General features: G+C 65.4%; 22 protein-coding genes. 7 read left to right on the forward strand and 15 right to left on the reverse strand.

Annotated elements, in window-relative coordinates; all coding sequences use genetic code 11:
- The first annotated feature begins 27 nt into the window (after window positions 1-27).
- Window positions 28-1,131, forward strand: coding sequence for a polyprenyl synthetase family protein (locus FOC40_RS06875; RefSeq protein ID WP_003795293.1), 1,104 nt, complete (start codon window positions 28-30; stop codon window positions 1,129-1,131).
- Window positions 1,132-1,146: 15 nt separating this feature from the next.
- Here the strand turns inward: FOC40_RS06875 and FOC40_RS06880 are convergent, their stop codons facing one another.
- A complete protein-coding gene (locus FOC40_RS06880) occupies window positions 1,147-1,500 on the reverse strand; it encodes an Rv2175c family DNA-binding protein (protein ID WP_003795291.1) in 354 nt (117 codons plus the stop codon).
- 83 nt (window positions 1,501-1,583) lie between these two features.
- On the opposite strand from FOC40_RS06880, the gene pknB reads away from it, so the two are divergent.
- Window positions 1,584-3,527, forward strand: a complete 1,944-nt coding sequence (gene pknB, locus FOC40_RS06885; protein ID WP_003795290.1) for a Stk1 family PASTA domain-containing Ser/Thr kinase — start codon at window positions 1,584-1,586, stop codon at window positions 3,525-3,527.
- Between the two features lie 81 nt (window positions 3,528-3,608).
- Here the strand turns inward: pknB and FOC40_RS06890 are convergent, their stop codons facing one another.
- The 3 genes from FOC40_RS06890 to FOC40_RS06900 form a co-directional block, all read right to left on the reverse strand.
- Window positions 3,609-5,048 carry a class II 3-deoxy-7-phosphoheptulonate synthase gene (locus tag FOC40_RS06890; RefSeq protein WP_039929377.1) on the reverse strand — a complete coding sequence of 480 codons (1,440 nt, stop codon included), beginning with the start codon at window positions 5,046-5,048 and terminating at the stop codon, window positions 3,609-3,611.
- A 10-nt stretch (window positions 5,049-5,058) separates the two neighbouring features.
- Window positions 5,059-6,276: a pyrophosphate--fructose-6-phosphate 1-phosphotransferase gene (locus FOC40_RS06895; RefSeq protein ID WP_039929375.1), complete on the reverse strand. Its 1,218-nt coding sequence runs from the start codon at window positions 6,274-6,276 to the stop codon at window positions 5,059-5,061.
- A 207-nt stretch (window positions 6,277-6,483) separates the two neighbouring features.
- Window positions 6,484-7,296, reverse strand: coding sequence for a lysophospholipid acyltransferase family protein (locus FOC40_RS06900; protein WP_039929374.1), 813 nt, complete (start codon window positions 7,294-7,296; stop codon window positions 6,484-6,486).
- Between the two features lie 169 nt (window positions 7,297-7,465).
- Here FOC40_RS06900 and FOC40_RS06905 point away from each other — a divergent pair, with 169 nt between their 5' ends.
- A complete protein-coding gene (locus FOC40_RS06905) occupies window positions 7,466-9,088 on the forward strand; it encodes an exonuclease domain-containing protein (protein WP_003795282.1) in 1,623 nt (540 codons plus the stop codon).
- Window positions 9,089-9,102: 14 nt separating this feature from the next.
- Here FOC40_RS06905 and trpD read toward each other — a convergent pair whose 3' ends face one another.
- From trpD to FOC40_RS06935, 6 genes are all read right to left on the reverse strand, one after another.
- Entirely contained in the window at window positions 9,103-10,158 is a 1,056-nt protein-coding gene (gene trpD, locus FOC40_RS06910) for an anthranilate phosphoribosyltransferase (protein WP_003795281.1), read from the reverse strand.
- Complete coding sequence (locus tag FOC40_RS06915) at window positions 10,158-10,550, reverse strand: response regulator (RefSeq protein WP_003795279.1); 393 nt, start codon at window positions 10,548-10,550, stop codon at window positions 10,158-10,160. The genes trpD and FOC40_RS06915 overlap by 1 nt, the downstream gene beginning before the upstream one ends.
- Before the next feature lie 115 nt (window positions 10,551-10,665).
- The gene (locus FOC40_RS06920) at window positions 10,666-11,670 is read right to left on the reverse strand and encodes an FKBP-type peptidyl-prolyl cis-trans isomerase (protein ID WP_003795278.1); all 1,005 of its coding nucleotides are present in this window, start codon (window positions 11,668-11,670) and stop codon (window positions 10,666-10,668) included.
- Window positions 11,671-11,689: 19 nt separating this feature from the next.
- Window positions 11,690-12,043, reverse strand: a complete 354-nt coding sequence (gene erpA, locus FOC40_RS06925) for an iron-sulfur cluster insertion protein ErpA (protein WP_003795276.1) — start codon at window positions 12,041-12,043, stop codon at window positions 11,690-11,692.
- 85 nt (window positions 12,044-12,128) lie between these two features.
- The gene (locus tag FOC40_RS06930) at window positions 12,129-13,097 is read right to left on the reverse strand and encodes a glycerate kinase (RefSeq protein WP_003795275.1); all 969 of its coding nucleotides are present in this window, start codon (window positions 13,095-13,097) and stop codon (window positions 12,129-12,131) included.
- Entirely contained in the window at window positions 13,094-14,467 is a 1,374-nt protein-coding gene (locus tag FOC40_RS06935) for a M20/M25/M40 family metallo-hydrolase (protein ID WP_196773344.1), read from the reverse strand. Before FOC40_RS06935 ends, FOC40_RS06930 begins: the two co-directional genes overlap by 4 nt.
- Before the next feature lie 97 nt (window positions 14,468-14,564).
- Here FOC40_RS06935 and FOC40_RS06940 point away from each other — a divergent pair, with 97 nt between their 5' ends.
- From FOC40_RS06940 to FOC40_RS06955, 4 genes are all read left to right on the forward strand, one after another.
- Window positions 14,565-15,146: a DUF3043 domain-containing protein gene (locus tag FOC40_RS06940; protein WP_003795270.1), complete on the forward strand. Its 582-nt coding sequence runs from the start codon at window positions 14,565-14,567 to the stop codon at window positions 15,144-15,146.
- A gap of 186 nt (window positions 15,147-15,332) precedes the next feature.
- Entirely contained in the window at window positions 15,333-15,887 is a 555-nt protein-coding gene (locus FOC40_RS06945; protein WP_003795268.1) for a hypothetical protein, read from the forward strand.
- An 18-nt stretch (window positions 15,888-15,905) separates the two neighbouring features.
- The gene (locus FOC40_RS06950) at window positions 15,906-16,970 is read left to right on the forward strand and encodes a quinone-dependent dihydroorotate dehydrogenase (protein WP_039929365.1); all 1,065 of its coding nucleotides are present in this window, start codon (window positions 15,906-15,908) and stop codon (window positions 16,968-16,970) included.
- A gap of 9 nt (window positions 16,971-16,979) precedes the next feature.
- Window positions 16,980-17,852 (forward strand): TrmH family RNA methyltransferase, encoded by an 873-nt coding sequence (locus FOC40_RS06955; RefSeq protein ID WP_003795265.1) that lies wholly within the window; start codon window positions 16,980-16,982, stop codon window positions 17,850-17,852.
- Window positions 17,853-17,956: 104 nt separating this feature from the next.
- On the opposite strand, the gene FOC40_RS06960 is transcribed toward FOC40_RS06955, so the two are convergent.
- The 5 genes from FOC40_RS06960 to glf all read right to left on the reverse strand — a co-directional run bounded on the left by FOC40_RS06960 (window position 17,957) and on the right by glf (window position 22,739).
- Window positions 17,957-18,703, reverse strand: coding sequence for an HAD-IIB family hydrolase (locus tag FOC40_RS06960; protein ID WP_003795262.1), 747 nt, complete (start codon window positions 18,701-18,703; stop codon window positions 17,957-17,959).
- A gap of 9 nt (window positions 18,704-18,712) precedes the next feature.
- Entirely contained in the window at window positions 18,713-18,874 is a 162-nt protein-coding gene (locus FOC40_RS06965) for a methionine/alanine import family NSS transporter small subunit (RefSeq protein WP_003795260.1), read from the reverse strand.
- Window positions 18,871-20,457: a sodium-dependent transporter gene (locus FOC40_RS06970; protein WP_003795258.1), complete on the reverse strand. Its 1,587-nt coding sequence runs from the start codon at window positions 20,455-20,457 to the stop codon at window positions 18,871-18,873. The genes FOC40_RS06965 and FOC40_RS06970 overlap by 4 nt, the downstream gene beginning before the upstream one ends.
- Window positions 20,458-20,641: 184 nt before the next feature.
- Window positions 20,642-21,580, reverse strand: coding sequence for an AEC family transporter (locus FOC40_RS06975; RefSeq protein WP_003795255.1), 939 nt, complete (start codon window positions 21,578-21,580; stop codon window positions 20,642-20,644).
- Window positions 21,581-21,596: 16 nt separating this feature from the next.
- A complete protein-coding gene (gene glf, locus FOC40_RS06980; protein ID WP_003795254.1) occupies window positions 21,597-22,739 on the reverse strand; it encodes a UDP-galactopyranose mutase in 1,143 nt (380 codons plus the stop codon).
- Between the last annotated feature and the right edge of the window lie 61 nt (window positions 22,740-22,800).

Genomic DNA, 22,800 nt, shown 5'->3' on the forward strand with positions numbered 1-22,800 from the left:
AACTCGAACCTCGGTTAGAGTGGGCGTATGACTCTGAGCGACAGTTTTGCAACGCTGCGTCCCTTCATCGACGAGGCGACGGCCACCAGCCTCGCACATCTCCTCGCCCGCGCAGGCACTTCCGACCGTTCTGAGGAGTTCTCTCGCGCGGTCCTCGCCTCCGTATCCGGAGGGAAGCGTTTCCGCGCCCTCATGGCCCACGTGGGCTACGCGCTCAGTTCCGGAACATCCATCGAGGAAGTCTCACTCCCCCATCTCAGCGCGGCACTGGAGCTCTATCAGGCCAGCGCCCTCGTCCACGACGACATCATCGACAAGGCTGACGAACGACGCGGCATGCCCTCCCCTCACCGCACGCTCGCGAATTACCACACCGCACAGTCGTGGATCGGATCATCGACGGACTTCGGTCGACACGGCGCTATTTTGGTCGGCGACTTCCTCTTTTCGGCAGCAACAGCTGCCGCAGACGAACAGGCCCTGACACTGCGCGAGGACTGCGCGCGTGCTTTTTCGCGCCGTTTCGCGGATATGCACGCGGAGGTCGCGCTGGGCCAGTACCTCGACATCACCGCCGAACAAACCCCGCTCGATCCTGAGCGCACCGATGCACTCAGCACGAGCGACTCGCTCGAGGTGGCATTGCACAAGTCGGCCCACTACTCAGTCGTCCACCCGGCGCTCCTCGGCGCGATTTGCGGAGCTTCATCGTTCGATCGCGTCGCTGACCTGCTCGATGTTCTCGAGACTCTTCTGACCCCGTGGGGCCTGGCTTTCCAGCTGCGCGACGATGATCTCGGGGTCTTCGGAGACCCCGCAGTGACAGGCAAGCCGGCCGGCGACGACCTGCGCGAAGGAAAGCGCACTGCACTCCTGGCGCTCACGTGGGAGGCCTCCTCCCCCGCCGAGCGACGCGCCCTCACCGACGTCCTCGGGGTGGCCGAGGCTTCTCCTGAGCAGATCGCGACTGCAACCGACATCGTGGAGCGCAACGGGCGCGCCGCACACGAGGCCGAGATTGCACGCCTCGTCGCCGACGGACATGCCGCCCTTGAGGCCAGCACCTTCGATGAGGATGCTCGCGCCATGCTGCGTGAACTGTGCTCGATCCTGACCGCCAGGAGGGCTTGAAAAGACGGAATAGCCTCAGAAGGCCAGCGTCGAGGCGATTCGATTCACTCGGTGATGACGGCCCGACGTCAGCGCATCGATCGGGCGCTCACCCAGCTCGTCCTGCACGGTGTACAGCCACGCTGCTGCTTCCTCGGCCGTGAAGCCGTCGTCGGCAAGCAGGGTCAGTGTGCCCTGCAGGAACGGCAGCGGCTCCCACCCATTGTCGCCCTTGACGATAACCTCCTGCGGGACGCCACGCGCCCCGCTGGCGTCGCGCGCTTCGATGAGCACACGATCGCGGATCAGCTGCTTGAGGCGGCGTTCCTCGATGCCGAGGAGACGGCAGACCTCGTCGGTGGAGAGAACGGCGATATCAACACTAGTCATGAGCGCAAGACTACCCCATTCATGCGCCGCACCGACGTGGGCACTTCCAATGATTTCGCGAAAACTCCCATAGAATCAAGCAAGTGAGCGACGAACAGACATTCGACCAGACGGACCCGTTGATCGGCCTCCTCGTCGACGAACGGTACCGGGTGACGCGCAGGCTGGCGCGTGGCGGCATGGCCACCGTCTACATCGCGCAAGATGAACGCCTTGATCGCCCCGTCGCCCTCAAGGTCATGCACCCGCACCTGGCAGACTCCGAGGATTTCGTCGCACGATTCCGCCGCGAGGCGCGCTCGGCCGCACGAATCGTTCACCCCGGCGTCGTCTCCGTGTTTGACCAGGGCGTGGTCACAGGCCAGGGGTTCCTCGTCATGGAGCTCATCGACGGCACGAACCTGCGCCAGCTGCTGCGCGCGCAAGGTGCCTTCACGATCCCGCAGGCACTGCGCTACACCACCGACATTCTTGAGGCGCTGCGCGCCGCCCACCGCGTCGGCGTTATTCACCGCGACGTCAAGCCCGAGAACATTCTCGTTCCGACCGACGGTCCGGCGAAGGTGACCGACTTTGGTCTCGCACGAGCTGCCTCCGAAGTCTCCATGTCTTCGACCGGCAACATGCTCGGCACGGTTGCGTACATCGCCCCTGAGATCGCAACGACCGCTCAGGCCGACGCACGTTCAGACATTTATTCGGTCGGCATCATGCTCTACGAAATGCTCACGGGCTCCGTTCCGTGGGCGGATGAGTCACCCCTGCAGATCGCGACGCATCACGTCTCCGACGACGTGCCTAGCCCGTCGAAGGCGCAGCCGTGGATTCCACGAGAGATTGACGATCTCGTCGCCGCCCTGACCGCCCGCGACCCCGCCTCGCGCCCCGCCGACGCGTCGGACGCGATCGACCTCGTCACTCGCGCTGCTGCCGCCATTCCGTCGGAGCTGGCCAACCGCCGCGCGGACATCGCGCCGGCTGACCGGGCGGGCGCCTCAGAAACGAGCGCGCTCAACACTGAGCTGATGTCGGCTCAGTTCACGAGGCCTCTGCCCCTCCCGGCGCCGTCGACAGTCGCCACTGTCCACACGTCGGCCCCGCTTCCCAATGCTTCGGAGAACGGCGGCACCAAGACGTACAAGCGCGCCGCCCTGTGGGCTACCCTCGTTGTTCTGCTTCTCGCCGCCGCAGTCGTTGGCGGACGCTGGTGGTGGACCGAATACGGCCCGGGCTCCTACCTGACCATGCCCGCGACGGATGGTCGTCCCCTCGCTGATGTTCAGGCAGAACTGAACGCGATGGGACTTGCTTCTTCCGTTGAGGAGGAGTTCTCTGACGACGTCGCCGCCGGTTCGATCACTCGCTCCGATCCGGGAGGCGGCGAGCCCGTCCACAAACGCGCTGAGGTTCAACTCCACGTCTCCAAGGGCGTGGACATGAAGACGGTCCCTGACGTTGTCGGTAAGAACCAGGAGGACGCACGCAAGGCCCTTACCGATGTCGGCCTCGCCCTGGGTGCCATCACCGACGCATACTCCGAGGACGTCCCGCAGGGCCAGGTCATCTCACAGTCCCAGGCATCTGGTTCACAGCTGGCGCACGACAGCGCCGTTGATGTGGTGCTGTCGAAGGGCCGTGAGCCCCTCACGGTGCCGTCGCTGAACGGGATGAACGCCGATGCCGCAAAGAGCTCCATTGAGGGCCTTGGCCTCGTGGCTGCACCGACCGAGGCGTTCTCCGACACGGTCGCCGAAGGCCAGGTCATCTCTCAGCAGACCAATGAGGGCACGATCCTGCACCGTGGCGACACCGTCGCTTACACTGTGTCGAAGGGGCCCGAGAAGGTCGCGGTGCCCAACGTCGTCGGCCGCCAGCGCCAGGATGCTCGCGCTGCCCTTGAGGCAGCCGGCTTCACCGTGCAGGAGGAGGCAATCCTCGGTGGCTTCTTCGGAACCGTCCGACAGACCGATCCCGCCGCCGGAACAATGCTGAAAAAGGGCAGCGTCGTCACGATCACGATCGTCTGAGCGCGCCCGAGCCACTCGCTCGTCATCAGTATCCCCGGCCTCGTCCATGACCGACGAGGCCGGGGGACTTGTGCGGTGAACTCACTCCTCGTGGGAGGAACACTTCGCCAGGTACTGGGCAACCTGGAAAGCCATCTCCAGGCTCTGCTGGTGGTTCAGGCGCGGATCCACGAGCGTCTCGTAGCGGTCGCGCAACGACTCGTCATCGATGTGTTCACTGCCGCCGATCACCTCGGTGACATCGTCACCCGTCAGCTCGACGTGCAAGCCACCCGGGACAGTTCCCGAGGCCTCGTGTGCTTCGAAGAAGCCACGGACCTCGTCCATGACAGTCTCAAAGCGACGCGTCTTGTAGCCAGTCGACGACGTGATCGTGTTGCCGTGCATCGGATCAGTCATCCACGTGAGCGGACGACCGTCTTTCCGAGCAGCCTCCAGCAGCGGCGGGAGCGCCTCGCGGATGCGGCCGGCGCCCATACGCGTAATGAACGACAGGCGCCCCTCCTCACCATCCGGGTTCAGGCGATCAATGAGCGAGAGCATCTGATCCGGCGTGGTCGACGGGCCGAGCTTAACCCCAATCGGATTGCGAACACGCGACAGCAGCTCGATGTGAGCGCCCTCCTCCTCGCGCGTCCGCTCCCCCGCCCACAGGAAGTGGGCAGACGTGTTGTAGGGCTCACCCGTCCGCGAATCAATGCGTGTCATCGCCGACTCGTACTCGAGCAGCAACGCCTCGTGCGACGAGTACAGGTCCACATCGCGCAGCGTCTCAAAATCGACGCCCGCGGCACCCATGAACTTGATCGCTCGGTGGATGTCTTCTGCCAGCGACTCGTAGCGCGCGTAGGCAGGGTTCGACATGAAGCCCTGATTCCAGCGGTGCACCTGGCGCAGGTCCGCGTAGCCGCCCTTCGTGAAGGCACGAATCAGGTTCAGGGTCGAAGCCGCGTGGTTGTACAGCGACAGCAGGCGCTGCGGGTCGGGCTCGCGCGCCTCGGGAGTGAACTCGAAGGAGTTCACGGCGTCGCCGCGGTAGCTGGGCAGCGCAACGCCGTCGCGCGTTTCCATATCCGACGAACGCGGCTTAGCGTACTGGCCGGCGATACGGCCGACCTTGATGACCGGCAGCGACGCACCGTACGTCAAGACGACCGCCATCTGCAACAGCGTCTGAATCTTCAGGCGCACGTGATCCGCCGTCGCCTCGGCGAAGGTCTCGGCACAGTCCCCACCCATCAGGACGAAGGCCTCGCCGCGGGCAGCCGCACCCATCCACGTGCGCAGATCGTCAACCTCACCGGCGAACACGAGCGGCGGCTGACGGCGCAGCTGCGCCGTCACATCACGGAGGTGTTCCGCGTCCGCGTAGGAAGGCTGTTGAGCAGCGTCCAGGCCGCGCCACGTGTCCCAGGGAGCGCGCTCCCCAGACTCGGGCGACCACAGACGCTCGGGGACACGGCGGGAGCGAGGCTTACGCACAGGCTCACCGCCGCGTCCGGGAGTGATCGAAGGAATCACGCGAAGCGACTCACTCGCCGGCAGGCTCGACGGTCTGGCCGATCTCGGCCATCATCTCGAGGAACCAGGGCTGGGAGATGTCGAAGGGCTTGCCGCCCGCGATGCGCGGGAACGGGATGGCCTTCAGGCGATCGCCGTCCTCCTCGTCGTGGCCGATAACGCCGGACTCGCCCTTGAAGGCGCACTCGACGGCGAGGTCGGTCATCGACTTGATGAGGCGCAGGTCGTCGGCGTTGGCGCGCGAGGAACGCGAGAAGTAGCCGGACTTCTGGACCATGACCTTCTCGGCGTCGATCTTCTCGGCGAACTGCTTGGCGAACCACTGGCCGGGGTTGATCGTGTCGAGCTTGACGTGGCCGAAGGGGTCACGCTGGACCTCGCCACCGGCGGCCTCGATCTCCGCGATAATCTCGGGGACGCCGGCGCCCTCGGACAGGAAGATGTTGACGTTGCCCTGCTCGTCCATGATGGCCTTGAGGCGCGCGGCCTCGGCGTCCAGGTCGATCTTCATCTCGGGCAGGAAGATGGCGTGGATGTCCCAACGCTCCTGCGACAGCCCGATCGAGGGCACCCATTCCCGGGTCTTCAGCCAGTCGTGGTAGCACTTCGAACCAGCGGCGGTCAGCCAACCACAGTGGCGGCCCATGATCTCGTGGATGATGAGCATGCGCGGGTTGGAGCGGTGCTCGCCGATGACGTTCTGGGAGTACTCGGAGACCTCTTCAGCGGCGGTCCACGCACCCAGGGACTGGCGGATCGGCACAACGTCGTTGTCGATCGTCTTGGGCAGGCCCACGACGGTCAGGTGGTAGTCGTGCTCCTCCAGGTAGGCGGCCAGGTCGGCGGCCGTCGTGTTGGTGTCGTCGCCACCGATGGTGTGCAGGACGTCAACGCCGTCGGCGCGCAGCTGCTCGGCGGCCTTCTGCAGCGGATCCTCATCCTCGGACACGAGGCCGCGCTCGACAAGGTTCTTCTTGTTCGTCAGCTTGACGCGGGAGTTACCGATCGGGGAACCACCGAAGCGATGCAGGACGGCAGCGTGCTTGCGCGCTTCCTCGTCCACCAGCACGTAGTTGCCGGTGAGCAGGCCGTGGTAGCCGTTCTGGTAAGCGATGATCTCAACCGTGGGATCAATTTCGTTGTAGCGCTCAATGAGTCCGCCGACGGCGGAGGACAGGCACGGGGCGAAGCCACCTGCGGTCAGCAGGGCAACACGACGGACCGACATGAATGTCACCTTTCTCAGGTTGGTTAGGTAAGAGCCCGCGCGCGCGATCCGCGTCACCGCGGCTGCCCGATGGGGCTGCCTAGTGCGCGGAGGCGCGCGTGCGCGAGGCACAGTTCATTCTACCTGGCCCACGTCACGTTTCGCCCGGGACGCCCGTCCCACGAAACGCGATTGCAAGCACCAACCATCGGTGACGGCCCGGCCCTGTTACTCCTTGTCCGAGGCCTTCTCGTCCTCGATGCCCTCTTCCTCGGGAGCGGTCGGAACGGGCACCTCGGGGGCGGTGCGCCCACCGGGCGCGGGCCGACCATTGGAGGGCACGGGCCCTTCGAAGGCGCCCTCGGCTGCCAGCTGAGCCTTCACGTCGGCGGCGTACATGTCCACGTATTCCTGCCCGGACAGAAGCATCAGGTTGTACATGATCTCGTCGGTGATCGCGCGCAGGACGTAGCGGTCCTTGTCGAGGCCGCGGTAGCGCGAGAAGTCCAGGGGCTCGCCGATCACCATGCCGATGTTTGTACGCGAGGGGATCTTCTGGCCAATCGGCTGCGCCGCATGGGTGCCGATCATGGCCACCGGGATAACGGGAGCGCCGGACAGGAGTGCGAGGCGCGCGACGCCGGTCTTGCCGCGGTAGAGGCGCCCGTCGGGGCTGCGCGTGCCCTCGGGATAGATGCCGAAGAGCTTGCCCTCGCGCAGTCGCTTCAGTCCCGCTTTCAGTGCCGCCTCCGATGCGCGTCCACCGGTACGGTCGACCGGGATGGTGCCGACGGCGCGCATGAACTCCTTTGTCATCCACCCCTTGAGACCGGTGCCCGTAAAGTAGTCGGCCTTGCCCATGAAAACGACCTCACGGTCGAGCATCATGGGCAGGAAGACAGAGTCCCACACGGCGTTGTGGTTGGACGCAAGGATAGCGGGTCCCTCGGCGGGAATGTTCTCCTTGCCGCGGATCCACGGGTGATAGGCGGCCTTCAGAATGGGGCTGCCGGTCGCCTTGAGAGCCTGATAGAACGCCACTGTCACTCCTGAAGTCTCGACGGGCGCGCGAGCGCGCGAACGAATTAGTATCAACTGTATGACGAAACGAACTCCCGTGCGCGATTGTGGGGAAACCATAGCGCCCGGTGAATCGGCTCGTCCTTTCGCTCGATCAGTGGTGTCAGCGGCCCTTTCGAGGGCCTCGTCGGTGGAGCTTCAACCCAGCCTCGATGCCGTCGGGACGCCGACCTCGGGCGGGCACTGGGTTGTCGTCGACCTTGAGACAACAGGCCTGGGAGCGGGCGCAGAAATTACTGAGATCGGCGCTGTGCGCATCCGTGATGGAGCGGTCGTGGACGAGTTTTCTTCCCTCGTGAAGCCCTCGCGTCCGATTCCACCGTTCATCACATCTCTGACCGGCATCACTCCCGCGATGGTGGCCGATGCGGACCCGATCGCATCCGTTCTGGAACACTTCTTGGAGTGGTCAGGCCTTGGAGCTTCGGATTCCCCCGTCCTCGTCGCGCATAACGCGTCCTTTGACGTGGGCTTCCTACGCCGTGCGGCCCGGGCGTGTGCGCGCCCGTGGCCTCGCGTTCGCGTCGTCGATACGTTGGCACTCGCTCGGCTCGCCCTGCCACGCCCGCTCGTGCGAAACCACAAACTGGGCACGGTCGCCTCCTACTTCGGTACCGCCACCGTTCCCGAGCACCGAGCACTCGGAGACGCGCGCGCGACGGCAGAGATCCTCCTGGGATTCATCGACCTGCTCGCCGCTGCCGGCGCGACCGATGTGGAGGACCTGATCGTGCTGACGGATCAGGCTCCGGCGCGGCGACCATCAACGCCCGACTTCGTCACGGACCTGCCGACCTCTCCCGGGGTCTATCACTTCATCGATACGGCGGGAGGCACCCTCTACGTGGGGTCGGCCTCGTCCCTGAAGTCACGCGTGGGCAGTTACTATACGAAAGCCGAAAAGCGCCCGAAGGTGCAGCGCATGGTCTCCCTGGCCGCGGGAGTGCGCCCCTATCCGACCGCCTCAATTCTTGAGGCGAGAATCCGAGAACTGCGCGACATCAAGGCCCTCGTCCCGCCCTACAACTCCGCGTCGAGGCGTCAGGGATCCCTGCACTGGGTCATCGCCGAGGCCGACCGCCCCCGCGTCGTTTCGTCCGTGACGCTCGACGACCTGCCCAACGCCCTCGGTCCCTTCGGAACGCGCGCGCACGCTCAGCGGGCTGCAGGGGCGATCGCACGGGTCCTCGCCCAGGCCGATCACGACTCCTCGGGCGCCATCCTCGACGAGGCCGTGGAAGCCTCGTCATTAGCGGTCCCAAACGCGCTCACTTCCCTGATGGAGCGCCTGTCCACACAGGGGCTGTTCGAGGCGGCGGCTGGAGCGCGCGACGAACTGAGCGCCTACATCACGGGCGTTGAGCGCGCAACCATGCGCCCCATCCTGGCGGCCCCGCGTATCGTCTGGGGCGCGCGTCGCGACGGTGGAGAACCCGGCTGGATTCTGCATGTTGCCTCCTACGGACGCCACCTCAGTTCGGTCGTCGTGCCCCCGCGCTCCGACCCATCGCCGTGGATCGATGTTCTCACCTCCACGGAGCCGATCGAGACCGGCGGGATGGCCGCATCCGTCGCCTCGTGGGCTGAGACGTCACTCCTGTGCGCCGAGCTGTGCCGCGAAGGGACGCGCCTCGTCGAATGGAACGGTCCCCTCCCCTGGGCGCAGCCCGTCGACAGCCCACTACGCGACGGGCGGCTGCGCGAGCTATTAGCCCACGCAACCGCCCAGCAGCGTCACGACCCGCGCACCTGACGCAGGCGTTCTCCTTACGCGTTCGAGGCAGCCACCCAACGCTCAATGAGTCGCGCGCCCGAGCCGTCGGTCAACGCCGCCAGGGCACTCTCGACGGCGCCGCGCATGCGAGGCTCGAAGTCGGAGTGTGTCACAGGGTTCTCCAGGCCCTCCCAGGCCAGGATGCCGGCTCCAACGTTGAGGGCGACAGCGTCGCGGACCGCGTCCGCCCCTCCGCCCGACAGCACGTCGCGAGCGACTCCCGCGTTCTCGGCTGCCTCGCCACCCGCGAGGTCCTCGATCGAGGCGGAGGCCATGCCCAGGGATTCGCGCGCATCGAACGCGGTTTCCACAACCGCTCCACCCGACACGAGCCAGACCTGATTGGCGTCGGTCGTCGTCAGCTCGTCGAGGCCGGTGTTCGCGCCACGGAACACGAGTGCGCTGAGCCCGCGCGACGCGTACACGCCCGCCATGAGACGCGCATTCTCCTCGCGAGACGCACCAATCGCGCACGCCTGTACGCGGGCCGGGTTGGTCAGCGGCCCCAGCACGTTGAACGCCGTCGCGAAGCCGAGAGCGCGGCGCACCGGGGCTGCAAAGCGCATCGACGGATGCATCTTGTTCGCGAAGAGGAAGGCGATGCCGACCTCGTCAAAGACTCGGCGCAGCGCGTCGACGTCGAGGTCAAGGTTGACGCCGAGTGCCTCGATAACGTCCGCGGAGCCAGACTTCGACGTCGAGGCACGGTTACCGTGCTTGACGAGCGGAATCCCCATCGCGGCGAGCACGATAGCGGACATCGTCGAAATGTTAACGGTCTTGTATCCGTCTCCGCCCGTACCCACGATGTCGAGAGCGCGACTAGGCAGCGCGACGTGCGCCGCGTGATCCTGCATGCCATCAGCCAGGCCGTGGATCTCATCGACCGTGGCGCCCTTGATGGCCATCGCGGTCAGGAAGGATGCGAGACGCGCCTCGCCGAGCTCGCCGCTCATGACCTGGTCCATCAGCCAGTAGGACTGGCCGTAGTCGAGGCTCTCGCCGGCGGTGAGGGCAGCAATGATCGACGCCCACTCCTGCGTGGCCATCACTTCGCTCCGCGCAGCACGTCGGCGACGGTCTCCTGAAGAATAATCGGGTCGATCGGATCGGCCACGATGGCGGCTGCTCCGGCCCACGTAGCCAGCCACTCATCCTGGGCGCGTGCGGTCAGAAAAACGATCGGGGGAACGCCGTCACGAGTCTCGCGCAGGTCCTGAGCGATGGACATGCCGCCTTCCTTCTTGGCCTCAGCGTCGAGGATCAGCATCGCAAAATCCTGCTGATCGAAGGCATCGCGAACGCCGAAACCGGTTGCGGCCTCGACCCACTCGATGCGGGGCGTGTCCTTGGAGGCACGCAGGCCAATGCCGTTAACGACGGCGTGACGGCGATCCTTGTCGTCGCTGAAAACCAGGATAGTGACGGTTTCTTCACTCATGGAAGCTCTCCTTGCATATGTCGGCCAAATCGACGCGATGACCCCATTCTAACGGGTAGCGGGCGGCTCCCCCACTGGGAGCCGCCCGCTACCGTCGGCCAAAGCCGTGACGGGGTCACTGCATCGAAGAAGTACCCACGATGTCGACGACGAATACCGTTGCCTGCGCAGGGGTCGCCTCCTGGCCGGACTGCGCTTCCTGAGGCGGGATTGGGACTACGATGAGGATGCGCGATCCCACGGTCACTCCCGCGAGATCAGCCTGCGCAACGGGAGCCTCAAGAGGATCCTGGCTCCACGACGACTGAGTCTGGCCCTTGGCGCCAAAACCACCAACGACCTGCTTGTACAGGACTGTCTGATCAGAGGTCAGTGCCTCTCCCGCGCCCTTGTAAATCGAGTACGTCTTCTGCTCGGTCGGGGCAGCAACGCTCTCGTCGATCGTCAGGGTAGGCTCCGCGCCGGGGTCACCGGAAACGGTGATCCCAGCGGGAAGCTCCTCGCCGGTCGCGACTGCGCTGCTGAGAACGGAGTCATCTGCGACGTCCTGCGTCGCGACACCCACGATATCCACGACAAACACGAGGGTCGAGTTTGCGGGAATGTTGCCGCGAGCCTGGCCGCCGTAGCCGAGAGACGCCGGAATCACGAGCTCGACGCGATCGCCGACGTGGGTGTGCGCCAGGCCGTAGGTCCAGCCCTTGACGACCTGGTTAAGGGAGAACTCGCTGGCATCGCCACGCTGGTAGGACGAGTCAAAAACGGTGCCGTCCCACAGGGCGCCCACGTAGTTCGCCTTGATCCTCGCGCCCGGGCACACGACCGCCCCGTCACCCTGCTTGAGGGTCTTAACGAGGACCTTCGAGGTGGGCTGGGATCCGCTACCCGCCGCAATCACGGGAGTGTCCTCGCCGGAAACGGACGGGAAGTCACCCGTGCCGCTACGGTCAACGTTCGTGTTCTGTTCGACGGAGTCGTCCGTCGCGCAGGCGGAGTAGTCGATGTCCGCAGCGGGAGACGAGGACGAAGACGACGAGGTCGCGTCGGTGCATGCGGCGAGTCCGAGGACAAGCGCGGCCGCGCCGGCGAGGGCGCCGAGGCGGCGCAGAGAGGACATCATGAGATGGTGTTCTTTCGGCTCAGTGGAAGGACTCACCGCAGGCGCAGGTGTTCTGGGCGTTGGGGTTATCGATCGTGAAGCCCTGACGCTCAATCGTGTCAGCGAAGTCGATCGTGGCACCGCTCAGGTAGGGCACGCTCATGCGGTCGACGACGACCTCGACGCCGTCGAAGGAACGAATCGCGTCGCCGTCGAGCGTGCGATCGTCGAAGTACAGCTGGTAGATGAGGCCGGAGCAGCCGCCCGGCTGAACGGCAATGCGCAGGCGCAGGTCATCGCGACCCTCCTGCTCGAGGAGGCTCTTGACCTTCGCAGCGGCGACGTCGGTGAGGATGACCTCGTGGGTGGGAGCCTGAATTGCGGACTCGGACATGATGCTCCTTTTCGTGACGAATAGATGTATTCGCTTGACACACTACTCCCCCGCAGGCGCCCTGCGCCACGGGTGGAGTGCGCGCTTAGCGTAACCAGGTACGGGCGACGCGGCGTCCAGCGTCTTCGAGCGTGACGGATCCCTCCGTCTCAAAGACACCGTGAAGCCCCCATTCGGCCTTTTCGAAGTGCGACAGGCTGGACCTGTGGGTGATGGCGACAACCGGCAGGGCATGCGTCGCAGCAACGCGAGCCACGCAGTCAAGGGTCGACTCAGCGAGCACCGGGGAGGCCAGTTCGGGCTCGGCGACGATCACGAGATCGACGCCATCGATGATCGCTTCCAAGCCCAGTAGCGACAACAAAAGATCCCCCGTCGATGCGATGCGCCCACCGATGGCCGCAATGACGGCTCCAACGCCGCCGCCAGCGCCGGAACCGCGCTGGCGTGCCGGGTGCACGTCCGCTCCGTCGAGCAGCTGGTGGCGCCCGAGCGGGCGGTGGGCGAACGCCTGCGTAAGAGCGGCAGTAAGAGCGGTGTCCTGTGCCTCGATCGGCTCCAAATCGGGAGCAACGGCGAGGACCGAGTCGAGGCCCAGAAGCGGGCGCGCGGTTGAGGCCGCGCACACGAGATCCACACCCGCTTCGGCCACGAGGCTCTGCGCGAGCGTCAGAGCATCGGCGAAGGCCTCAGGTTTCCTCGGATCGATGCCGGGGACGTCCAGGAGACCTTCGAGAAACCCGGCGCCGCAATCGGGAGAGGAATTATGTCCACCTTCGACAATCACGGTGCCGCCGTTGCGGAGTAAATCCGCGACGCGCTCACCCGCGTCGCGCGACGACGAGGCCCGGGTGGGTACGCGCACGAACGAGGCCTGCGAGCGCAAGTCTGCCACGGCCTCGTCGAAGGTGGGTCCGGTTCCGAACGGAACCGTGAGCACTGTGGGCTGCGAAGCGCCGGCTACGACACCCCGGCGGATGGCGTCGAGCGCCTCGCCGGTCGGCGAGGCGGGAACTCCCCCATCCCACCGACCGGCGACAACGACACGTTTCACAGGGAGGCCACGCGCGTCAGCAGAAGCGCCTCGGCGAGGATCGCGGCCTTCAGGTCGGAGATCGACTGCGACTCGTCCTCGGAGTGAGCGTTCGTCAGCGGATCCTCGACGCCGGTGACGACGACCTGAGCGTTCGGGAAGATGCGCTGGAAGTCCGAGATGAACGGGATCGAGCCGCCCACACCGATATTGACCGAGGGAACGCCCCAGGCCTCGGTGAGGGACTCGTGCAGTGCCTTTGTCACGGGGGAATCCATATCGGCCTGGTAGCCGGCACCCGCATCCTCAGTCGTGACCTCGATGCGCGCACCGAAGGGGGCATGGGAGAGCAGGTAGTCGACGAGCTTGGCCTGGGCCTCGGTGGGATCCACGCCCGGCACCGTGCGCATCGACAGGCGGAAGCGCGTGTGCGGAGCGATCGTGTTCGAGGCGTTGGACACCGGGCGAGCGTCGAAACCGATCACCGAGATCGACGGCTTGGTCCACATACGGGCGGCGATGTCACCCGAGCCTGCCAGCTGCAGTCCCTCAACCATGCCGGCAGCGGCGCGCAGCTCTTCCTCCGGCCAATCCACGTCCGCGTGATCCGAGCCGCCCAGGCCCGGAACCGCGACGTCACCCTTCTCGTCGAAGAGCGAGGCAATGAGCATGGAGGAAATCGCGACGGAGTCGAGCAGCGGGCCACCGAACGCACCCGAGTGCACCGCGTGGTCGGCGACGGTCACGTCGACGGTTACGATCGCGTTGCCGCGCAGGGTTGACGTGACGGCAGGCTCGCCCACCTTCCAGTTCGACGAGTCCGTCACAACAATGACGTCAGCGGCAAGCTCATCCTTGTGGGCGTCAAGGAATGCCGTGAACGAGGGGGAACCGATCTCTTCCTCGCCCTCGATGAACACGACGACGTTGACCGGCAGGTCCTCGCCGAGGATCGACAGGGAACCCAGGTGAACAGTGATGCCGGCGCCGTCGTCGGAGGAACCACGGCCGTAGATGCGGTCGCCGCGGACCTCAGCCTTGTAGGGATCCATGCTCCAGCGGCTCAACTCGCCGACAGGCTGCACGTCGTGGTGCGCGTACAGCAGGACGGTCGGCGCGCCCTCAATGTGAGGCGTGTGCGCGACGAGGGCGGGCTTGCCCTCGGTGCCATCAGCGGCGGTCTCGCGCAGGACCTTGGCCTCCAGGCCCAGGGCGGCGAAACGCTCGCGGATGTGCTCAGCGCTGCGCTCCACGTCGGCCGCATGCGCGGGATCCGACGACACCGACGGAATCGCGACGAGCTGCGTGAGCTCCTCCAGCAGGGACGGGAAAGCAGCCTCCAGGCGCTCCTTCAAAACGGACGTGGACGGTGCATGTGAAGTATCAGCCATACGACTAGGGTAGACCATGGGAGTGCGAGGCGTGTGGGCTATCCGCTAGCCTTGAAGCGTGTTTGGACGAAGCAAGAACAACAACGACGATGCCTCGATGAATGTCGAGCCCGTCTCCACGACGCCCGACGGCAAGAAGGGTCGCCCTACGCCGAAGCGTAAGGCAGCCGAGGCCGCCCGCATCCGCCCCCTGGTCCCCAAGGACCGCAAGGAGGCCAAGCGAGCCGCCCGCGCCGCCCGCAACGCGCGTTTCGACGCCGAGCAGCGCGCGATGATCACCGGCGAGGAAAAGTACCTGCCGGCCCGCGACAAGGGACGCGCACGCCGTTTCGTGCGTGACTACGTCGACGCGCGCCACTCCTTCTCCGAGTGGATCCTCGCCGTCATGATGGTGTCCATCATCCTCATCATGGTGCTGTCGATGCTGGGCAACAAGATCCCGCTGCACTACCAGGCGTACATGCTCTATGGGTCGTCCATCCTCATGTACGGCTCCTTCATCGTCACGGCCATTGAGGCGTTCTTCGTGTGGCGCACGATCAAGCGTGTCTTCACCGAGGCACACCCACGCGAGGACATTCCCTCCGGTACCGCCTACTACGCCTTCTCCCGCATGATCATGCCGCGGCGCTGGCGTTCGCCCCGTCCGCAGGTCGACCGCGGGCAGTTCCCGAAGTAGTCGCCTTTCTCGTCGGCCCCGCCCTATCCACATGGGTGCGGGGCCGATGTACTTTATCCACAGGGCAACTGGCGGCTCTCCCGTTATCCACAGCGGGTGCCGTGGCGCTGGCCGCCACGTCCTCATGTGCATGATCCTGTCCGTGTCGGAGCATCGGCGCTCCGTCACGAACGACAAGGAAGCATCATGCACACAACGGTCACACTGCCCGCCACCGCCGACGTCATGCTCGACGAGGAGGAGCCCTGCCCCGAAGGCATGTACGGCCCACCTCGATGGCTTGAGGATCGAGGCATCTCCTCTCTGTTAGCTCCCTACCTGTGCGATGGGTGGGACCTGGGCGACTACGCACGCTTCGCGGACCTATCCGGGACTGACGCTCGTCGGCTCGCATCCTTGCTGCCGAAGGACGCGCGCAACGATCGGCAGAACAACGCTCCTCGGATCATCGACCTGCTACGCGCCGCCTCCCGCATCGACGGACTCACCCTCGAAGGCTACGTCATTCGCGCGCCACGACGAGACGAACGCGTCAGCATCGACACCGTACTCGTCCCGGAATCTGCAATCATCGCTCACACCGGATCTCCCATCGACGAGGAGCGGTACCCGAGCTACCAGCACTGGCTGACTCTCGCCTCGGCACTTGGCCTCGGAGAGGACGCGATCCCGCCGGACGAAATGCGTGCGCTCATTCGAGACGGATCAGCCACGCGATGGTGGTGGGCATGGTGGGACTGATCAACTATCCTAGGAAGCATGATCCGACGCGCGTACAACTGGGCTTTCACACACTTCATCTCGCGTTCCAACCCGGAGGATGCACACCACTGGGGTCTCGGAGCAATTTCCTTAGCCGGACGATTCGCCCCGACGCGTGGACTCATGCGCGCCACTCTGGGCTACCTCGATCCGACGCACTCCCCCACGCGAATGGTTGGCGGCGTCGAGGTCCCCCTGACCCTGGGTGAGCGTCACCTCCCGTCCCGTCTCGGTCTGGCAGCCGGCATGGACAAGGACGCCGAGGCAGTGCTCGGCATGTGTGCCCTCGGCTACGCCTTCGTCGAGATCGGTACCGTGACTCCTCGTCCCCAGCCCGGCAACGACGCGCCGCGCCTGTGGCGACTCATGGAGGAACGCGGCCTGCGTAATCGCATGGGCTTCAACAATGCTGGAGCCGATGCCGCCGCCGAGAAGCTGCGCGAGCTGCGCTCGACTCCTGCGGGCCGCGCCACGATCGTTGGCGCCAACATCGGCAAGAACAAGGTGACGTCTGAGGCGGACGCACCCGCCGACTACGAGTACTGCGCGAAGACGCTCGCCCACTGGGTGGACTTTGTCGTCGTGAACGTCTCCTCCCCCAACACGCCCGGCCTGCGCGACCTGCAGTCCGTTGATCACCTGCGCCCGATCCTGCAGGCCGCCCGCCGCGGCTGCGAGGCAGGCGCTCCCGATCGCACCATGCCGCTCTTCGTCAAGATCGCTCCCGATTTGGCCGACGAGGACATCGTCGCCGTCGTCGAGCTGACGAAGGAGCTCGGCCTGGCAGGAGTCGTCGCCACGAACACAACGATCAACCACGACCTGGGCGAGGGCGGCGTCTCCGGCGCTCCGCTTCTGCCCCGTGCGCTGGAGGTCGTCTCCCTGGTGGCACGGCACCTTGACGACGACCAGATCCTCATCGGCACCGGCGGCATCTCGTCGCCCGAGGATGCGCTGCGCATGATCAGCGCGGGCGCGGACCTGGTCGAGGCGTTCTCTGCCTTCATCTTCGAGGGTCCTTCCTGGCCGGGCGAGGTCTCGCGCGCCCTCCAGCGCGCGTAAGGGACCGCCGTGATTATCGAGCTCACCAGCGCGGACCTGGCAGCAGATCCGCGCCTGGACGACTACACGCGCCTTAAAGACGTCAAACTTCGTTCCAAGATCGAACCGGAACGCGGCCTGTACATGGCCGAATCCGCGAACGTCATTGAACGCGCGATCCGTGCCGGCCACACCCCTCGTTCGTTCCTCATGTCGAGGCGCTGGCTACCGACCCTCACCAACCTCATCGAGGCGGCAACAGGTGGCCCCGACGGCGCGGACGTTCCGATCTTCGTCGCCGACGAGGATGTGTTAGAGCAGATGACCGGCTTCCACCTGCACCGCGGGGCCCTCGCCGCCATGCAGCGCCCGGTTCTGCCGAGCCTCGACGAGCTGCTCGCAACCGCTCACGGCGGCACCCCGGCGCGTCGCGTCGTCGTCTTGGAAAACCTCGTCGACCATACGAACGTCGGCGCCGCATTCCGCAGCGCCACCGCGCTCGGCGTCGACGCTGTTCTCGTGACGCCACAGTGCGCTGATCCCCTCTACCGACGATCCGTGCGCGTCTCCATGGGAACCGTCTTCCAGATTCCGTGGACTCGCCTCGATTCCTGGCCCGGCGACATCACCGCCCTCCAGGAGGCTGGCTTCACGGTCGCATCGCTGGCTCTGTCGGACGATTCGGTGTCCCTCGACGACTTCGCTTCACTGCCCGCCCTCCAGGGGCCGGGCGCTCGCCTCGCAATGGTGATGGGCACCGAAGGCGACGGCCTGGGACATCGCACCATCGCGGCCTCCGACTACACCGTCAAAATCCCCATGGACCACGGGGTCGACTCACTCAACGTCGCAGCCGCGTCCGCCGTCGTCTTCTGGGCGACCAGGGGCGTCGGCGCGCAGTAACGCGTCACCGCATTACGCCGCAGCTGCACGATCTCCGCAGCCGCAGACAACGAGGCCGGAGCTGGATACCCAGCCCCGGCCTCGTCATCGCTTGCTGCGATGGGTCAGCTCATGGATGCCACGATCTCGTCGATGACCTCCACGCATTCTTCCCATCCGGACACTGCGCGTGTCGCGTAGCCGGCTGCCTTGACGGGGTAGTCATTGCCTTCCGGGTCCAGGCGGTCGCCGATGAAGAGCATCTCGGAGGCGGGGATGCCCGTCTCTTCAACGAGTTTACCCATGCCGAACGCCTTGTCGATGCCACGGGTGGTGATGTCGACCGAGGTCGAGCCACCGCCGCGAACGTCGAGCTCAGGCACGTCGGGCTGCACAGCGTCGCGCAGAGCGGCCTTCTTGGTGCCGTCCGGATCCCAGGCGCGCTTCGCGTCAAGCGGAGCCTCCTGGCCCAGAGCGGAGAAGGTAATCTGCGAGCCACGGTCCTCAATGATGTTGCCCCACGGGTTGGACTCCCACAGGCCGAGCTTGCGCGCGTGACGCTCGAGCGAGTCGATAGCGCGGGCGGCGACCTCGGGATCCAGATCGTGCGCGTAACGCTCGACCCAGGCCCCACCCTCATAGCGGTAGTAACGCGTGCCGCAGGTGGGCATCAGGTGCAGCCGAGAGAGTTCCTCATCCGTGGCGTGCAGGTTGTCCAGCACCTGAGTGCGGAACTGACCCATCTGGCCGCCGGAGATGATGCACACCTCCACGTGGTCCAGCAGGGACCGCAGAGCGACGTCCATGCGGGCCGGCAGCGGGGACTTCGAGGGCGCCAGGGTGTCATCGAGATCGAAGGCAACGAGCTTCACGATGCCACCCTACTGCTTCGCGGCTTCAGCGGCTTCAATGGCGAGCTGCGCAGCCTCGGTTTCCTCGTCGGTGGGAACCGAGAGGACCTGCAGCAGGACGACCGAGGCAACGAGGCCACCCCACACGAGCAGGATCGTCAGGATCATCAGAGCGATAGCGGGAGCGGTCACTTGGCGCCTCCTTCGATCGAAGCGGTGTCTTCGGCATCGTCAGCGAGGATCTGAGCGACCGCCGTGTGAGTATCCACCGGGCGGTGCTTCCACGGAATGAGAGTGAAAATCAGAGACGCAATGACCGCGACCGCCACGGAACCCCAGCCAAAGATCAGAATGTAGCTGCTGGGGTACCCCTCGTAGCCGTCCTTCAGGACCTTCACGAGAGACATCGCCATCATGACGAAGAGAACGACCGGGATGACGATACCGACGAGGGGCTCCCAGAGCTTGGGGACCTTCACGCTGGACACCGAGTTGATGTGCGCACGGAGCGCCCCGAGGCGGGGGCCGGCGACCGCGCACAGAACCGCGAACATAATCGCCGAGGACACGACGCCGACCGAGTTGATGAAGTTGTCGACGATGTCGAGGTTGTTCAGGCCCGAACGGGTCCCGAAGAGCACCAGCGAAATAACGGTCGCGGGGACGCCAAGAACCAGAGCGGAGCGAGCGGGCGACCAACCGAACTTGTCCTGCAGGCCGCCGGAGACGACCTGAAGCAGGGACAGCAGCGAGGTGACACCGGCCAGAACGAGGGACGAGAAGAAGAGCACGCCGAAGATAGGCCCGCCGGGCATCATCGAGATGATCTTCGGGAAGGTCACGAAGGAGAGGATCGGGCCGGTCAGGCCATCGACCTCGGAGACACTCACACCACCCTGGTGCGCCATGAAGCCGATGGCGCTGAAGACGCCGATACCCGCGAGGATCTCGAAAGAAGAGTTCGCGAAGCCTGCGACCAGCGCGGTGCCGGTCAGGTTCGACTTGGGCTTCAGGTACGAGGCGTAGGTCAGCATGATGCCAAAGCCCACGGACAGCGAGTAGAAGATCTGCGCGAAGGCGGCCAGCCACACCTTAGGATCAGCAAGCGCGCTCCAGTTCGGCGTGAAGAAGGCGTTGAGGCCTTCGACGGCGCCCGGCAGGAAGAGTGCACGGACGACGAGCGCGAGGAAGAGGATGACAAGGAGCGGCAGGAACACCTTGTTCGCAGCCTCGACACCCTTGGACAGGCCGCGGCCAATCACGAAAAGGACGAGAACCCACACGAGAGCAAGCGGGATCATGACCGCCCATGCCGGCGCCCACGAGAAGGTGTCGCCAGGAACCTTCTCAAGGAAGGATTCCAGGAAGAAGGTCGTCGGGTCGGCGCCCCAGGCCTCGTTCACGGAGTAGATCGTGTACTGCACGCCCCACGCGAGGACCGCACCGTAGTAGACCATGATGACAAAGCAGACGAAGGTCTGGAACCATCCAACGAACTCGCCGCCGCCGATGATCTTACGCAGCGCCCACGGCGGTGAACCGCGGAACTTGTGGCCGACCGCGTAGTCGAGCCACAGCATGGGGATACCGACGAAGACGAGGGCAACCAGGTACGGAACCAGGAAGGCGCCGCCGCCGTTGGAGTAGGAGACGCCGGGGAAACGCCAGATGTTGCCCAGGCCGATGGCCGAGCCGATGGCTGCCAGGAGGAAGCCTGTCTGGCCGCTCCACGAGTCGCGCGCGCGGGGCGCGGATTTGGATGCGGAGGATGACATGAAGTGAGTTCCTTGCAAACGTGTCTATTCGGGATAATTCCCAGCCAGACTAGGGCCGATACACCGGGAAGTCTCCCAGAGTCCACAATACAGAACGTGTTTTTGGCCTCTTTTTGACGGATTCTTTGCTGACGGGGGTCCACTCGAATACGCCGAGAACAGAGCTTATGCCGACAAACCCCAGTTAGGAAACAACCCCACAGGCATGGAAAATCGCCGCAATTCCAACAACGACGGGCAGCGATGCAAAGGTCGTCACGAGGACCGTTCCCTGCGCGATACGCTCCCCCGCCCTGGCACGCGTGGCCGCGATGTAGGCGTTCTGCGCGGAGGGCAGCGCCGCCATGATGGTCACCGACATGAGCGCCGGACCAGTCAACCCGAGGAGCATCCCGACACCGCACGCGATGGCGGGCTGCACGGCGAGCTTAGCAACGACGGCGCACGCGATAGCTGGCACCCCCGCATCGTCGGACGCCGTGCGGCGGTCCATAAGGGCGGCACCGAAGGACAGCAGGATCATCGGGGGCGCCGCTGCCCCCAGCATGGACGTGGACACCTCGAGGAGCGTCGGCATCGACCACCCGGCCGCGGAAAAGAGGAAACCGCACGCCGCCGCAATAACCATCGGGTTGCGCGCGATGACCGTCGCAATGCCGCGCGCAGACGGGCGCTGGCCAGATCCGGCCAGCTCCGCCAACACGAAGAACATCGGCGTGAAAAAACCGAGCTGAAACACCAGGATGGGCACAACCGCAGAAGCGTCACCCAGCACATAGACGGCGATCGGGATGCCAATGTACGCGCCGTTATTGAGGGATGAGGCCATGGCCCCCAACGTGGTTTCGCCCCGCGTGAGGTGCAAGACCAGACGGGCAACGGCCACGAACAGGAGCGCTGTTCCCGCACCCGAAGCGGCTGCCACGGCGAGCGGAGCCCCGAATACGCCAGACGTCCCCGTCGAGACGATCGCGTGGAAGAGCATAGCCGGGGACGCCACCCAGTACGTCACCGACGCGAGAGAACCCGCCGCCTCAGGACCGAGCGCACCCGCGCGACGAGCCACCCAACCGACGCCGATGATGAGGGCGATCGAGAGGACCGACCAGACAATCGACGCCATACGGAACGGTTACCGATCAGCGCCAGGAGGCCACGGCCTCGTCGACCTTGGTGAGGGCCGATGCGATTGCCATGTGCATGTCCAGGTATTGGTAGGAACCCAGTCGCCCGCCGAAGAGCACGTTCTTCTCCCCCGCCGCCATGTCGCGGTAGACAGCGAGGGTCGAGCGGTCCGACGGCGAGGCGATCGGATAGTAGGGCTCATCGCCGGGGCGGGCGAAGCGCGAGTATTCGCGCTGGATGATCGTGTTAGTCGCGCCGGCGCGATCACGTTCGGGGTGCAGGTGCGCGAACTCGTGGATGCGCGTGAAGGGCACGTCGCGGTCCGAGTAGTTCATGACGGAGCAGCCCTGGTAGTCGGGCACGTCCACGACCTCGGTCTCAAAGTCGAGGGTGCGCCAGCCGAGCTCGCCGGCCTCATAGTCGAAGTAGCGGTCGATTGCGCCGGTGTAGACGACGGGTACCTGGCCGACGGTCGCGGCCTTCGAGAACGGCGAGGCGGCATCGAAGAAGTCCACACCCGTGTGCACGGTGATGCGCGGGTGATCGACCATGTTCGCGATCCACGCTCCGTAGCCGTTCAGGGGCAGGCCCTCGTAGCGGTCCTGGAAGTAGCGGTTCTCGTAGGTGAAGCGCACGGGCAGGCGTGTGATGATGGAGCCGGCCAGCTCGCGCGGATCCGTCTGCCACTGCTTGGCCGTGTACCCCGCGATGAAGGCATCGTAGAGGGGGCGGCCGATGAGGCTAATCGCCTTCTCCTCGAGGTTGCCGGGCTCACCCGTGATCTCGGCGGCCTGCTGCTCGATCAGCGCACGGGCCTCGGCGGGCGAATAGGCTGCGCCGAAGAACTGGTTAATGGTGCCCAGGTTGATGGGCAGCGGGTAAACGACACCCCGATAGTTGGCGTAGACGCGGTGGCGATAGTCGTTGAAGGCCGTGAAACGGTTGACGTAGGACCACACGCGCTCGTTCGACGTGTGGAAGAGATGGGTGCCGTATCGGTGCACCTCAACGCCGGTGGCCTCGTCGATCGACGAGTAGGCGTTGCCTCCGATGTGGTCGCGACGCTCGATGACGGTCACGTTTATACCGAATCGCTCCGCGGCCTCGCGGGCAAACGTCAGGCCAAAAAAGCCCGATCCAACAACGAGCAGATCCACGCCACTCCCCTTTCACGTTAGTCAGGACAATGGTAGCGGCCCCCACCTGCGGGTGCGCCTG

Origin of the sequence: Schaalia odontolytica (assembly GCF_009730335.1) — a bacterium.
Classification (GTDB): Bacteria; Actinomycetota; Actinomycetes; order Actinomycetales; family Actinomycetaceae; genus Pauljensenia; species Pauljensenia dentiphila.